Genomic DNA, 13,477 nt, shown 5'->3' with positions numbered 1-13,477 from the left:
CCCCCTTTCTAAAAATAGTGTGTAACACTAGTTTGCAGCGAGAAAAAAGATTTCATAAATATTAATTAATGGAAATCGCTCCAAAACTTTTTTAAAGAAGTTTATTCAGAAGATAAATGGAAATTATACGGAGGATGAAAACGCACACATTGGGATGGAAAATAGAAGAAAACTCAGGAAAATAAAGAGCAGACAACTTGTCGAATCTCACTTTTTTATGATAAAGTGACATATAGTTATGTTTTTAATATGTAGTTAAAATTAAGCATATAGGTTATAGACATTTTCTAGATTGGTGGAGTTGATAATATGGCAACAAAAGAAGAGCATGTCCGCAAACCCGAGTGGCTGAAGATTAAGCTAAACACAAACGAAAATTACACAGGCTTAAAGAAAATGATGCGTGAAAAAAACCTTCATACAGTTTGTGAAGAAGCAAGATGTCCGAATATTCATGAGTGTTGGGCTGTTCGTCGTACGGCAACTTTTATGATTTTGGGAGAAGTATGTACACGTGCCTGTCGTTTTTGCGCGGTTAAGACAGGTTTACCAACAGAATTAGATTTAGAAGAGCCAGAACGCGTAGCGGATTCTGTTCAGCTAATGAACTTAAAACATGCGGTTATTACAGTAGTAGCTCGCGATGATTTAAAAGACGGAGGAGCAAGCGTATTAGCTGAAACAATTCGTGCGATTCGTCGTAAAAATCCATTCACAACAATTGAAGTATTGCCTTCTGATATGGGCGGTGTGGAAGAGAACTTACGTATTGTAATGGACGCACGTCCTGATATTTTAAACCATAATATTGAAACAGTACGCAGCCTTACGCCTCGTGTTCGTGCTCGTGCTAAATATGAGCGTTCTCTTGAGTTCCTTCGCCGTGCAAAAGAAATGCAGCCGGATATCCCTACAAAATCAAGTATCATGCTTGGTCTAGGAGAAACAAAAGAAGAAATTATTGAAACGATGGATGATTTGCGTGCGAACAATGTAGATATTATGACGCTAGGCCAATATCTACAGCCAACTAAAAAGCACATAAAAGTTCAAAAATATTACCATCCAAATGAGTTTGAAGAGCTAAAAGAAATTGCATTATCAAAAGGATTCAGCCATGTCGAAGCAGGTCCTCTTGTACGTTCTTCTTACCATGCAGATGAGCAAGTTAACGCTGCTGCAAAAAACAAAGCACAAGAAAGCAAATAAGGTAAAAAGAGGCTGGAACAAAAGTAGTTTAGCCGAAGTGAAAAACGAACCACTAATCAAACTGTTTGATTAGTGGTTCGTTTTTTTTTGTTACGGTTAACGTAAAATTTATCTGTTTTGTTCCTTCTAGCAGTTGATTGGAGGGCAAGGCGAAGACTCCTGCGGGAACAGCGGCCGCTCGCGGAAAGCGAAGCCTTGCACGGAAATCAACTGCGGTGTCACAAGCGGTTCAGCTCATGTGTCTCATTTCTTCGTCTTTCGATTACATTCTTTTAGTTACGTCTCAACTTTTTTGTTTATTCTACCATATCTTTGTCCGTCATCGGTTCATTCAATTCGTTTTTCTCTCTTCCATTTGCATCTTCTCCGCCGTTCATTTTACGTCCTTGGGGAGATTTTAGCATTTGTTGAATAACGGCATCGATTCGTTTTCTAGCATCATTTGTTTGTGTATTCAATTCACTGATATTTTCGATTTGGTCCATATGTTTCGGATTATCTGAGACGTATACATGATAATAACGAGGGACTACAGACATAGCTGTACGTTTTACCTGATCGGCTGCGTTATTCCTATTTTTAGCATCTGTTTTATAAGCAACAAGCACATCTTTATCCGTTACTAGCGTAGCGGCTTGTTTAATATTTGGGATAGCGGTGCTCAGTTTACTAATATTGTCGGCTGCTTCTTCTCGATTAAATGTTCCTATTTGGTTCATATTGGAATTTTGTTCATTTGTGTTTTTAGTGTATCGGACATATCCATAATTTGTGCCGCTATTATTATTTGGATTATAATAATGATTAGGCTCGTTTACATTAATGGCATCTGGGTTGTTTGGTGATAAATTTTCATTTTCAGCTGTATTTTTATTTTGACAGCCAATGGTTAAAATACTTGTTATCAAAGCGATTCCAAGAATAGATTTCTTCACCATTTCCACCTCCTGTAGTTAAATATCGTACGCCAGGTAAACCGGCGAACCCTCATGTGGAGCATAAAAGATCAGTAGGTATACCGATAAAACTCCTACAGGATTAGAGTGCTGCTTATACGTGAAAAATTTCATGTTAATTGATGGTTTCATCATCATAATTATGGTATGGTAAATTTTAAGAGAAGAGGTGTGAGCAATGGTCTGTATCAATAATATTTGTTATGAAGTATTAAAAGATGAGCGCGAAGCATTTAATGAAGAGGCGTTTAGAGGTCGCTTTATTGACGTGCTGAGCCGCTATGACTATATTGTGGGAGATTGGGGATACAATCAGCTTCGACTGCGAGGCTTTTTTGATGACCGAAATCAAAAGGCAACGTATGATACGAAGATTAGTACGCTTCAAGACTATTTACATGAATATTGTAATTTTGGCTGTGCGTATTTTGTCTTAAAAAAAGTCCATAAGTAAAAAAAGGCAAGCCGAAGACACTAATTGTCCTTCACGCTGCCTTTTTTTTTAGATGATTTCATATAAAAATTCGCGAAGTTCCTGACCGTCTTCACTGTTTAATTTAAATACTTCTTCAAGATAGTTTGGTTCTTCAAGGTCATCTTGTCCAATGATGGCAAAGCGTCCTCCTTGAATATCAAGAACAACTTGTTTGCCATAATAACGGTCGGTTTGGATAATAGCTAAATCAAATCGTTGATTTTCGCCCATAAAGCTGACAAAACGGGTCTTTGTAGATACGACATCGTCATATAGATAAAAGCGTTCGCTCATAGGTATACTCCTTTCATAGGTTGTATTTGTATCATATCAAATAAGGTCAAAAACAAAAATGAATTTATCAAATGGATAATGGGTCATGATAAAATAGAACAGGAACCCCGTTTGTTTATGAAAAAAGATTTATAGAGAGCTGACAACTAGGGAGGAAATAATATGTACTTTGTAGATCGTGAAAAAATAGAAGCCACGCTTGTTTTTTTTGATGAGCACGTTCGTTTGTTTGCTGAGCATTCGAGCTGGAACACAGAAATAGAGAAAAAGGCATTAGAGAGAATTGTACATCTTTTAATTGAAAACGTTTTAGATGTAGGAAATGCAATGATTGATGGATTTATTATGAGAGATCCCGGCAGTTACGACGATATTATTGACATTTTAGTTGATGAGAAAGTGGTTAAAAAAGAGGAAGAAATGCCATTAAAAGAGATCGTTCAATTGCGTAAAAGCCTTGTTCAAGAATATGTAGATGTTAATCATCAGGATATTTATCAAAAAGTGATGCAGCATAAAGACGTACTGGCAGCATTTTCAGAGCGCGTAAGGACATATCTAGAGACAGAGTTAGGGCCTGTGTCTGCTTTTCGTAACTAAAGGCAAGCAAGTTGTAGTTGTATAAAAAATAAGCTATGATTTCAAGTATGAGACTTGAAAGGAGATCACACACAACATGAAGGAATATAAAGGATATTTGATTGATTTAGATGGAACAATGTACAAAGGAACAGAGCTAATTGCCGAGGCACGTGATTTTGTTATTAAATTAAAGGAAAAAGGAATTCCTTATTTATTTGTAACAAACAACTCAACAAAAACGCCCGATAAAGTAGCTGAAAAGCTAGAGGCATTTGGCATTCCTGCAACAGAAGAGCAAGTTTTTACAACGAGTCAGGCAACAGCTAATTATTTGCATGAACGCAAAGCAAACGCTTCAGCTTATGTAATTGGTGGAGAAGGAATCCGACATGCATTGCTTGAAAAAGGATTTACCATTGAAGAGGAAGATACGGATTTTGTAGTTGTTGGTTTGGATCAGGAAATTACATATGAAAAATTGGCAAAAGCATGTTTAAACGTTCGAAACGGCGCCTTTTTTGTTTCAACGAACGGAGATATTGCGATTCCTACTGAAAGAGGCTTACTGCCTGGTAATGGATCTATCACGTCCGTTATTACGGTTTCTACTCAAACAAATCCAGTATTTATTGGTAAACCAGAAAGTATTATTATGGAGCAAGCCCTTGAAGTCATCGGTACGCCAAAAGAAGAAACAATCATGATTGGTGATTACTATGATACAGATATTTTAGCAGGGATGAATGCAGGCTTAGATACATTATTAGTCCATACAGGGGTAACAACAAGAGAGTTACTAGAAGGATATGAGAAAAAGCCAACTTATACAGTAGATTCACTAAAAGAGTGGATGGAGCGAATTTAAAAAGCTGTCAATTGACAGCTTTTTTTGTTTTTAAAACCTATTCTTGACTGGCAGCCCGATGCGCTAACCGGCTAGAAGCAGCGGCAGCAATTGCGCCTACTAAATCATCTAAGAAAGTATGGCACTCTCCAGTAGATTTATCGTTTAATCTTTCTAAAATACCCGGCTTTTGTTTATCAATATACCCGTAATTGGTAAAGCCGATTGATCCGTACACATTTACAATCGATAATGCTAAAATCTCGTCGATACCGTATAAACCTTCGTCTTTCTCAAGAATATCCAACAGAGGCGGCTCAATCACTTTTTTTTCCGTGAGGACATCTAGTTGAATACCGGTTAAAATAGCATTTTGAACTTCTCGTTTAGAAATGACGCGCTCAACATTATATAAACAGTCTTCGATTGTTAAGTTTGGGTGATACTTTTTTTGCAAGTAATAGACCAGTTCAGCAATGTCTGTAAGAGCCACGCCGCGTTCTATTAACCATTCTCTTGCTTTTTTTTCTAACTCACTTTGTGTATGTTTTTTCTCCAAGTATCATCACCTGTTTTCTATATATTTTTAAGTCTAAAGTTGTTTCATACTACTAACCCGGAGTAAATAACTATAAATGGTGTATTTCTAATCTATTCATTCTTCCGTAAATATTATGACAAGTAATGTTGTTTTCCATCATATAATTTCTTGAATGAATGAAGAGAGGGATTAAAATGATACAAACCATTTATGAGCATTACGGATTACGTCCAAATGAATTTATGCCCGTAGGTAAATTTGAAGGTTTTCAGTATCGAGATATTTTATATACAATCATTAATGTAAAACAAATGGAACAAGACGAGTTAAATGAACTATATCAAATGAGTCAATTTCTGATGGGCCAAGGTGATCGCCATGTGGCAACATTTATGCCTAATTTGAATGGTGAAATGATTACAGAAACTGAAACTGAAAAATTTATCATTTGCCGCTGTCTTGCGGAAGAGAAAAACCCCAACTTTTCACCTGGGCACGAGCTAGCTGTTTTTCATCAAAAAGGGAGACTGTTTCCTTATGAAGTGGAAAAAGCAAACCGGCTAGGGCAATGGAAGTCCATGTGGGAGAAGCGTCTCGACCAGATGGAGCAATTTTGGTATGGAAGATTACGTGCTTTGCCTAATCAAGAGATGGAAAAACGTTTTTTAGAAACTTTTCCTTATTACCTAGGATTAACGGAAAATGCTATTCAATACCTAGTAGACACGGAAATTGACGATTTGCCTCGTTCAGTTGACGCTGCGACGATTTGTCATCATCGGTTCGGGCAAAAAACATGGGGGGAAGACCACGTTTACAAGCTCCCGGCAGACTGGGTTTTCGATCACCCTAGCAGAGATATTGCTGAATATATAAGGGAACAATATTTATTAACATACGCTGTCGATGAAAGGCACATGCATCAGTTTTTAAGTGAATACGAAAAGGTAAATCCGCTTTCTTCTTTTTCATGGAGACTGTTATATGCTAGACTTCTTTTTCCCGTTCATTATTTTGAGGTCATTGAAGGGTATTACAGTGTACAAGATGAGAGGCAAAAACAAAAGTATTATGAGAAGCTGGAAGGAGTATTAGCTCATTCTTCTCACTACGAAGCTTTTCTGAAGCGCTTTTACCAGTCGGTGGGTATTTCAACGTCTCGTTATCACATTCCTGAATTAACATGGATTCATTAAAAAGCGATTACTATAGAATATGATAAAATAGAAAAATAGGTGTTGGATAATCCAAACCTGTTTTTCTATTTTGTTTTTATGCATGCAGTTTAAAAAGGATAAAGAGGTGGCGTACATATGGACAAGCCGTTTGTATTTATTACGAGAAAAATACCGAATCAATTAATCGAACCTTTAAAGGCAGTAGCGAATGTAGAAATGTGGGATAAAGAAGATGAGGCAGTCCCTCATGAGCTGCTTTGTGAAAAAGCTAAGCACGCACATGCTCTATTAACAATGCTTTCAGATCGTATTGACGGTGAATTGCTTACGCAAGCTCCTCATTTAAAGCTTGTAGCTAACTTGGCGGTCGGATTCGATAATATTGATGTAGAAGCGGCAACTGAACGAGGAATTATCGTTTCTAATACCCCCGATGTTTTATCTGATACAACAGCGGATTTAACGTTTGGTTTATTAATGAGTGTAGCTAGACGTTTAGTAGAAGCTGCTGGATATGTGAAAGAAAATCAGTGGAAAAGCTGGAGTCCATTTTTGTTAGCGGGTAGAGATATTCATCATAAAACATTAGGTATTGTTGGAATGGGGAAAATTGGAGAGACGCTTGCGAAACGTGCTACAGGTTTTGATATGGAAATTCTGTACCACAACCGAAGCCGCAACCTTCAAGCAGAACAAAAGCTCGATGCAGTTTACTGTGAGTTAAATGAGCTGCTTGAACGATCTGATTTTATTGTTTGTTTGACACCATTAACGGACGAAACCAAACATTTATTTAATGCTGAAGCATTTGAACAGATGAAAACAACTGCAATTTTTATTAATGCTTCAAGAGGAGCAGTGGTTGATGAACAAGCATTGTTACATGCGGTTCAATCCGGTGAAATTGCTGGAGCTGGCTTGGATGTATTCGATCAAGAGCCTGTTTCTGCTTCTCACCCTCTTCTTCAATTGCCTAATGTTGTAGCTCTTCCTCATATCGGCAGTGCGAGTATCGAAACGCGCACGGAAATGATTTCTTTATGCGTAAAAAACATTAAAGCAGTGCTCACAAACGAGTCTCCTATTACAATTGTAAATAAAGAAGCGTTTGCGAAAAAATCATAATAAAAAAGGCAATTTCATTTCGGTGAAATTGTCCTTTTTTTATTAAAAAACAGGAGTAGCCATGTTATGATAATAAAATGAAATATTTTAAAAATTTACATTTATCTTTATATACCAATTTTTTTAACAAGTTTACGAGAAAAGATGGCAAGTAAACCTTGTAAAAAAGAAAAATAAGGTCTATAATGTCCTCTATAAGAGAACAAATGTATACGTAGAAAGAACACAGAGGTGAGGAATATGACAAAAAGTATTTCAGTAGGATTATTAGGATTAGGAACGGTAGGAAGCGGAGTAGTCAAAATTATTGAAAATCATCAGGATAAATTAAGTCATCAAGTCGGGTGTCCTGTAGAAGTTAAAAAAGTAGTAGTTAAAGATATTGATAAGAAACGTGACGTGGAGATCAGTGAAGATAAATTAACAACGAATGTTGAAGACGTTTTACATAACGCGGAGATTGACGTTGTCATTGAAGTAATGGGTGGCGTTGAAGAAACAAGAGATTATATCTTAACAGCTCTTCGTAATAAAAAGCATGTTGTAACGGCAAACAAAGATTTAATGGCGGTTTACGGCTCAGAATTGTTAACAGTAGCTTCTGAAAATAATTGTGATTTATTTTATGAAGCAAGTGTAGCTGGCGGTATTCCAATCCTTCGTGGATTAGCAGATGGGTTAGCATCTGATCGTATTACGAAGATGATGGGAATTGTAAATGGGACAACAAACTTCATTTTAACGAAAATGACAAAAGAAGGAAGCGCCTATGATGAAGTGTTAAAAGAAGCTCAGGATTTAGGATATGCTGAAGCGGATCCAACTTCTGACGTAGGTGGTTTAGATGCTGCTCGTAAAATGGCAATCTTAGCTACATTAGGATTTTCAATGAAAATTGACTTGGATGATGTTCGTGTTCAAGGTATTACAGAAGTAACGGAAGAAGACTTGCAATATAGTAAACAACTAGGCTATACGATGAAACTGATTGGATATGCACATCGTGACGGTGACAATGTAGAAGTTAGTGTTCAACCAACTCTTTTAGCAGATACACATCCTCTTGCTTCAGTAAGCGATGAGTATAACGCTGTATATGTATACGGAGAAGCTGTTGGAGAAACTATGTTCTATGGACCGGGGGCGGGAAGCCTGCCAACGGCCACTGCTGTCGTATCCGATTTAGTAGGTGTTATGAAAAACATGCGTTTAGGTGTGAATGGTAAAAGTGCGGTAACACCTCAGTATCCGAAACAGTTAAAAGCAGAAGATGAAATGTTCTCGAAGCATTTCTTACGTATTCATGTTAAAGATCAGGTTGGAGCATTTGCAAAATTAACAACGCTATTTTCAGAGCGTGGCGTGAGCTTCGAAAAAATTATCCAACTTCCTGTGAAAGGAAGCGAATTAGCTGAGATTGTTGTAGTTACACACAAAACATCTCAAAAAGATTATGAGGAAATCCTTCAGCAGCTTCGGGATTTACCAATTGTAGAAAATGTAAAAAGCAGTTACCGCGTAGAGGGAGTTGGCACAGTATGATGTGGAAAGGTCTATTAGCTGAATATAAAGAATTTTTACCTGTAACAGAGAAAACACCTATGCTTACATTACATGAAGGAAATACGCCTTTAATTCATCTTGCTCAGTTATCAAAAGAGCTAGGCATTGATCTACATGTGAAAGTAGAAGGGTTAAATCCAACGGGATCATTTAAAGACCGCGGAATGGTAATGGCTGTAGCAAAAGCAAAAGAAGAAGGAAGCAATACGGTTATTTGTGCATCTACAGGTAACACATCCGCAGCTGCAGCAGCTTATGCATCACGCGCTGGCATGCGCTGTATCGTTGTTATTCCAAATGGAAAAATTGCGATGGGGAAATTAGCTCAAGCTGTTATGTATGGTGCAGAAATTGTAGCAATTGAAGGAAACTTTGACCAAGCACTTTCTATGGTTCGTAAGCTGAGTGAAACATCACCGGTTGCACTTGTAAACTCTGTAAACCCATACCGTATTGAAGGGCAAAAAACAGCTTCTTTCGAGATTTGTGAACAGCTTGGAAAAGCGCCTGACGTTTTAGCTATCCCAGTGGGGAATGCAGGGAATATTACAGCTTACTGGAAAGGCTTCAAAGAATACAGTGAGCGTCACCAAACGTCTCTTCCTCACATGCACGGGTTTGAAGCAGAAGGTGCGGCGGCGATCGTGCGTAATCAAGTTATCGAAAATCCAGAAACAATTGCAACGGCTATTCGAATCGGAAATCCAGCAAGCTGGGATTATGCTGTAAACGCAGCAAAAGAATCAAACGGAAAAATTGATGAAGTAACAGATGAACAAATCTTAGAAGCATATCGTACAATTGCACGCAAAGAAGGTGTATTTGCAGAGCCAGGTTCTTGCGCTTCAATAGCTGGTGTGTTTAAAGATGTAGCTTCTGGTAAAATTGCAAAAGGTTCAACGGTTGTAGCTGTACTAACAGGTAACGGATTAAAAGATCCAAACGTAGCAATCGATGCTCATAATGTAAAGCCAGTGGTTTTACCAAATGATGAAGAAAAGGTATTTGAGTATATCCAAGGTGTCGTTGCTTCATGCTAGAAAATGAGCGTTTTGTCATTACGGTCCCAGCTAGCTCTGCTAATTTAGGGCCAGGATTTGATTCCATTGGAGTGGCTTTATCTCGCTACTTAAGATTAACAGTAGAGTGTCATGAGGAATGGATTTTTATCCCTGAAACGAAAGAAGTGCAAAGTATTCCTACAGGTACAGATAACTTAATGTATGAAGTGGCACAAGACGTGGCTCGTCAATTTAACATTGATCTTCCAAGTGCGAAGGTCAATGTTTGGAGCAACATTCCATTAGCAAGGGGACTTGGAAGCAGCGCATCGGCTATCGTAGCTGGAATCGAGCTGGCCAATGTACTGTGTGATTTGCGTTTATCAAAAAGAGAAAAGCTTCGCATCAGCAGCTTAATGGAAGGGCATCCTGATAACGTCAGCCCCTCTATTTACGGCGGCATCGTTGTTGGTTACCATCATGAAAATGAAACATATATTGCTCAAATACCTGAATTTGATGTCGATATCGTGATGGCTATTCCAGAATATGAATTAAAAACAACCGATGCTCGTGATGTGCTGCCTTTCGATATTAATTATCGCCACGCAGTAGAAGCTGGGGCAATCGGGAACATGCTAGTAGCAGCCCTTTTAAATAAAGATTTACCTCTGGTAGGCGAATTTATGGAGAAAGATTTATATCACGAACCTTATCGTATGAGACTCGTGCCAGAGCTTTCTCTTGTGCGAAAAGAAGCAAAAGCTCTCGGCGCATACGGTGTGTCATTAAGCGGAGCCGGTCCGAGTGTATTATGTTTAGCACCAAAAGGAAAAGGAAAAGCGATTGCTGAACATATGTATGCTTTACTGCCGAATTGCGAAATAGATGTTTTACAAATTGATCGCAAAGGTGTATTTGTAGAAGCTGAAGTCACAACGAGTTAATAAAAAAATCCTCATTCATTTGAATGAGGATTTTTCATTCGCAAGCCCCAATAAAATGGGAGGTTGCTTTTATAATAAAATCAAAGAGATTAGAATACTTGTTCTACTTCGACTACACCAGGTACTTCTTCTAAAAGGGCACGTTCGATACCAGCTTTTAGCGTGATTGTTGAACTTGGGCAGCTTCCGCAAGCGCCTAAAAGACGTAACTTTACAATACCATCCTCTACGTCTACTAGCTCACAGTCTCCACCGTCGCGAAGTAAAAACGGACGAAGTTTTTCCAATACTTCTTGAACTTGCTCGTGCATTTCTGACATAACTATCGACTCCTTTCTTCTACTCTTATTATAAACGGTCTTTCATGAAAAATCTATCGGAGTTATACATCGTAATGTTACCTTAAAAGAAAAAGATGTGCAATGAATCAGTTTTGTGTAAAATAGTATTCATAATGAAGTAAAAGTGTGAATAATCGTACAGTTTGAATGTAAAGATTCAAGGGGGATGTGCTATGCAATCAACTGAGGTAGAAGTGTGTATTTATGGAGCTGAAATTGTTTGTGCAAGCTGCGTTAACCTGCCGTCTTCAAAAGACACCTATGATTGGCTAGAGGCAGCTATTTCTCGTAAATATCCGAATCAGCCGTTTGCTATCACGTATGTAGATATAAACGAGCCGCATACGGATCTGGAAAAAGCAGCTTTTGCCAAGCGTGTGATTGAAGAAGATTTATTCTATCCTGTAGTGGTCATTAACGGAGAAATTGTTGGGGAAGGCAACCCGAAATTAAAGCGCGTATTTGAGGAAATGGAGAAGTATGGTTTCTGCGCATCATAATGAAAAAAGCCGTTAGATTGTCAGTCATCTAACGGCTTTTATTTTATCCACTATGGTGTTTATACATCCAAAGAATACCTGATTTTAATAATCGAGCTACGCGTCCTGTAATTGGACGTTCGGCAACTAAGCCAAATCCATGCTTTTTGCCTAATGAACCAAGTATGCCTTTTAATTTAATAGTTGGCAATTCATCCGGAAGCGCTTCGCCTTTCCAGCGGTGAAGAAGTACTTGCACGATTTGTTCAGCCTGACCTTCTGCCAGCTGAGCGCTTGGTGCATGCGGTAGGCTTGCACAATCACCTAAAATGTAGACATTTTCGTCGTCAGGCAAGTTATGGTATTTCGTTAAGACGACGCGTCCTTGAGGGTCTTTTTCTACGTCTAAATCGCGTACCACTTTATTTGGCTGGATACCTGCTGTCCACACGATTGCATCGCTTTGAATGGGCTCATCATGATTATAAAGAATGTTCGGTTCTACTTTTGTAATATTAGCACTATTTACGATTTCAACACCGTTTGAAGTAAACCAAGTTTGAACGTAGTTACTTAAACGTTCTGGGAAAGCAGACAAAATTAATTTACCGCGGTCAAATAAGATGATTTTTAAATCGGGGCGGCTTTCTCTTAGCTCGCTTGCTAGTTCTACTCCGCTTAACCCAGCTCCTACAATTGAAACAGTAGCGTGGGCTGGCAAGTTGTTTAATGTCTGATAAGTTGCTCGTGAAGCATCAATGGATTGAATGCTGTATGTATGCTCAAGAGCTCCGGGAACTCCATGATATTTATCTTCGCATCCAAGTCCTACAATCAGGTCATCATAAGCGATCATTTGATCATCCACATAGACACATTTCTCTTTTAGGTCTATGCGTTTTACACAGCCGTAGCGAATCTTTAAGCGAGGGTGTTCAGGAAAAGCAACACGAACATGCTGATCAGAAATTGTTCCAGCTGCAAGTGCATAGAATTCAGTTTTTAGTGAGTGATAAGGTGCTTTGTCAATAAGCGTTACTTCTACATCGTTAGGCAATTGATTCGGAAAAAGGCGTTGCAAAACGCGCATACCACCGTATCCGCCGCCCAGTATGACAAGGTTCTTCATGTGAATTTCCCCTTTAGCTTCATGCATTTTTGTTTTCTCTCTATTATTCTTGCTTTTGAGAATAGGAGAGTACAAATTACCGTTAATAAGGATGGTTGCCAAAAAGATATGAAAGGCTATATAAGATAACATATTTTACTTAAATAATAATTTAATATAACCTCGTTTGGTTTTCTATACATAAAAGTATAACTAAATTAATAAAAAACCACAATATGTTTCAACATAATTTAAAGCTATCCCTGTAATAAAGCTTTATTTATACGTTTTTTTGAAAAAGTCTGTGAAGCTAAAAAGCGTGCGCAACATGAACGTGAATTTCCAAAGTTGACGTTGAAAATGAAAGGAGATAGGATAAACTAATAGTAGAGAGGTGAAAAACGTGATACAGCCAATTATTGAATTTTGCGTTAGTAATTTAGCCAGTGGTTCTCAAGGAGCTTTAGAAAAGCTTGAAAAAGATCCAAATCTAGATATTATTGAATACGGATGTTTAGGTTATTGCGGGAAATGTTCACAATCTTTATTTGCCTTGGTAAACGGAGAGATTGTTACAGCGGAAACACCTGAACAGTTAGTGGATAATATTTATATTCATTTAGAAGAAAACCCAATGTTTTAAACTATCCCCGCTGTCGTATCTCTTTTTATCAGGAGAGGGACATGAGGCTAATAGAATAGATGATGTAAGCACGGCTAGTCTTGCCGTGCTTTTTTATGCGATTTTGCGCAAATATCTGCGTTTTAACCATCCTCTTTGCAATCATAATGCTTCTTTAGTTTTTTAATACTCCAAAGGAGGACAAAATAAAA

Annotated in this window: 16 protein-coding genes; 11 read left to right on the top strand and 5 right to left on the bottom strand. The window is 38.0% G+C overall.

What is annotated here, in order from left to right; genetic code table 11:
* Window positions 1-309 precede the first annotated feature (309 nt).
* A complete protein-coding gene (lipA, locus tag AC0C45_RS22370) occupies window positions 310-1,209 on the top strand; it encodes a lipoyl synthase (protein WP_013059637.1) in 900 nt (299 codons plus the stop codon).
* Window positions 1,210-1,505: 296 nt separating this feature from the next.
* Here the strand turns inward: lipA and AC0C45_RS22365 are convergent, their stop codons facing one another.
* On the bottom strand, window positions 1,506-2,147 hold the full coding sequence (locus AC0C45_RS22365; protein ID WP_280168754.1) for a YhcN/YlaJ family sporulation lipoprotein: 642 nt from the start codon (window positions 2,145-2,147) through the stop codon (window positions 1,506-1,508).
* 196 nt (window positions 2,148-2,343) lie between these two features.
* Between AC0C45_RS22365 and AC0C45_RS22360 the strand changes: the two genes are divergently transcribed.
* Window positions 2,344-2,619 (top strand): YutD family protein, encoded by a 276-nt coding sequence (locus AC0C45_RS22360; RefSeq protein WP_013059635.1) that lies wholly within the window; start codon window positions 2,344-2,346, stop codon window positions 2,617-2,619.
* Window positions 2,620-2,667: 48 nt separating this feature from the next.
* On the opposite strand, the gene AC0C45_RS22355 is transcribed toward AC0C45_RS22360, so the two are convergent.
* Window positions 2,668-2,934 (bottom strand): DUF3055 domain-containing protein, encoded by a 267-nt coding sequence (locus AC0C45_RS22355; RefSeq protein ID WP_013059634.1) that lies wholly within the window; start codon window positions 2,932-2,934, stop codon window positions 2,668-2,670.
* Between the two features lie 162 nt (window positions 2,935-3,096).
* On the opposite strand from AC0C45_RS22355, the gene AC0C45_RS22350 reads away from it, so the two are divergent.
* Window positions 3,097-3,534: a DUF86 domain-containing protein gene (locus tag AC0C45_RS22350; RefSeq protein WP_047931102.1), complete on the top strand. Its 438-nt coding sequence runs from the start codon at window positions 3,097-3,099 to the stop codon at window positions 3,532-3,534.
* Window positions 3,535-3,610: 76 nt separating this feature from the next.
* On the top strand, window positions 3,611-4,381 hold the full coding sequence (locus AC0C45_RS22345; protein WP_013059632.1) for a TIGR01457 family HAD-type hydrolase: 771 nt from the start codon (window positions 3,611-3,613) through the stop codon (window positions 4,379-4,381).
* A gap of 37 nt (window positions 4,382-4,418) precedes the next feature.
* Here the strand turns inward: AC0C45_RS22345 and AC0C45_RS22340 are convergent, their stop codons facing one another.
* Window positions 4,419-4,919: a phosphatidylglycerophosphatase A family protein gene (locus AC0C45_RS22340; RefSeq protein WP_013059631.1), complete on the bottom strand. Its 501-nt coding sequence runs from the start codon at window positions 4,917-4,919 to the stop codon at window positions 4,419-4,421.
* Window positions 4,920-5,095: 176 nt separating this feature from the next.
* Here AC0C45_RS22340 and yutH point away from each other — a divergent pair, with 176 nt between their 5' ends.
* The 5 genes from yutH (at window position 5,096) to thrB (ending at window position 10,715) form a co-directional block, all read left to right on the top strand.
* Window positions 5,096-6,097: a spore coat putative kinase YutH gene (gene yutH / locus AC0C45_RS22335; RefSeq protein WP_034648503.1), complete on the top strand. Its 1,002-nt coding sequence runs from the start codon at window positions 5,096-5,098 to the stop codon at window positions 6,095-6,097.
* 117 nt (window positions 6,098-6,214) lie between these two features.
* Complete coding sequence (locus tag AC0C45_RS22330) at window positions 6,215-7,204, top strand: 2-hydroxyacid dehydrogenase (protein WP_472928825.1); 990 nt, start codon at window positions 6,215-6,217, stop codon at window positions 7,202-7,204.
* 240 nt (window positions 7,205-7,444) lie between these two features.
* Window positions 7,445-8,746 (top strand): homoserine dehydrogenase, encoded by a 1,302-nt coding sequence (locus AC0C45_RS22325; protein ID WP_013059628.1) that lies wholly within the window; start codon window positions 7,445-7,447, stop codon window positions 8,744-8,746.
* Entirely contained in the window at window positions 8,746-9,807 is a 1,062-nt protein-coding gene (thrC, locus tag AC0C45_RS22320) for a threonine synthase (protein WP_026106720.1), read from the top strand. The genes AC0C45_RS22325 and thrC overlap by 1 nt, the downstream gene beginning before the upstream one ends.
* On the top strand, window positions 9,801-10,715 hold the full coding sequence (gene thrB / locus AC0C45_RS22315; RefSeq protein WP_047931100.1) for a homoserine kinase: 915 nt from the start codon (window positions 9,801-9,803) through the stop codon (window positions 10,713-10,715). The genes thrC and thrB overlap by 7 nt, the downstream gene beginning before the upstream one ends.
* 89 nt (window positions 10,716-10,804) lie before the next feature.
* Here thrB and AC0C45_RS22310 read toward each other — a convergent pair whose 3' ends face one another.
* Window positions 10,805-11,035 (bottom strand): NifU family protein, encoded by a 231-nt coding sequence (locus tag AC0C45_RS22310; RefSeq protein WP_013059625.1) that lies wholly within the window; start codon window positions 11,033-11,035, stop codon window positions 10,805-10,807.
* 194 nt (window positions 11,036-11,229) lie between these two features.
* Here AC0C45_RS22310 and AC0C45_RS22305 point away from each other — a divergent pair, with 194 nt between their 5' ends.
* A complete protein-coding gene (locus AC0C45_RS22305) occupies window positions 11,230-11,556 on the top strand; it encodes a YuzD family protein (protein WP_047931099.1) in 327 nt (108 codons plus the stop codon).
* A 43-nt stretch (window positions 11,557-11,599) separates the two neighbouring features.
* On the opposite strand, the gene AC0C45_RS22300 is transcribed toward AC0C45_RS22305, so the two are convergent.
* A complete protein-coding gene (locus AC0C45_RS22300; RefSeq protein WP_013085326.1) occupies window positions 11,600-12,664 on the bottom strand; it encodes an NAD(P)/FAD-dependent oxidoreductase in 1,065 nt (354 codons plus the stop codon).
* Between the two features lie 382 nt (window positions 12,665-13,046).
* Here AC0C45_RS22300 and AC0C45_RS22295 point away from each other — a divergent pair, with 382 nt between their 5' ends.
* The gene (locus tag AC0C45_RS22295; protein ID WP_047931145.1) at window positions 13,047-13,286 is read left to right on the top strand and encodes a YuzB family protein; all 240 of its coding nucleotides are present in this window, start codon (window positions 13,047-13,049) and stop codon (window positions 13,284-13,286) included.
* The last annotated feature ends 191 nt before the right edge of the window (window positions 13,287-13,477 follow it).

The organism is Priestia sp. VA7 (genome assembly GCF_055710015.1).
This window is presented reverse-complemented; position numbering and strand designations above follow the sequence as displayed.

Coding starts and splice junctions, on each gene's coding strand:
- lipA (WP_013059637.1), top strand. CDS start 310: ATGGCAACAAAAGAAGAGCATGTCCGCAAACCCGAGTGGCTGAAGATT.
- AC0C45_RS22365 (WP_280168754.1), bottom strand. CDS start 2,147: ATGGTGAAGAAATCTATTCTTGGAATCGCTTTGATAACAAGTATTTTA.
- AC0C45_RS22360 (WP_013059635.1), top strand. CDS start 2,344: ATGGTCTGTATCAATAATATTTGTTATGAAGTATTAAAAGATGAGCGC.
- AC0C45_RS22355 (WP_013059634.1), bottom strand. CDS start 2,934: ATGAGCGAACGCTTTTATCTATATGACGATGTCGTATCTACAAAGACC.
- AC0C45_RS22350 (WP_047931102.1), top strand. CDS start 3,097: ATGTACTTTGTAGATCGTGAAAAAATAGAAGCCACGCTTGTTTTTTTT.
- AC0C45_RS22345 (WP_013059632.1), top strand. CDS start 3,611: ATGAAGGAATATAAAGGATATTTGATTGATTTAGATGGAACAATGTAC.
- yutH (WP_034648503.1), top strand. CDS start 5,096: ATGATACAAACCATTTATGAGCATTACGGATTACGTCCAAATGAATTT.
- AC0C45_RS22330 (WP_472928825.1), top strand. CDS start 6,215: ATGGACAAGCCGTTTGTATTTATTACGAGAAAAATACCGAATCAATTA.
- AC0C45_RS22325 (WP_013059628.1), top strand. CDS start 7,445: ATGACAAAAAGTATTTCAGTAGGATTATTAGGATTAGGAACGGTAGGA.
- thrC (WP_026106720.1), top strand. CDS start 8,746: ATGTGGAAAGGTCTATTAGCTGAATATAAAGAATTTTTACCTGTAACA.
- thrB (WP_047931100.1), top strand. CDS start 9,801: ATGCTAGAAAATGAGCGTTTTGTCATTACGGTCCCAGCTAGCTCTGCT.
- AC0C45_RS22310 (WP_013059625.1), bottom strand. CDS start 11,035: ATGTCAGAAATGCACGAGCAAGTTCAAGAAGTATTGGAAAAACTTCGT.
- AC0C45_RS22305 (WP_047931099.1), top strand. CDS start 11,230: ATGCAATCAACTGAGGTAGAAGTGTGTATTTATGGAGCTGAAATTGTT.
- AC0C45_RS22300 (WP_013085326.1), bottom strand. CDS start 12,664: ATGAAGAACCTTGTCATACTGGGCGGCGGATACGGTGGTATGCGCGTT.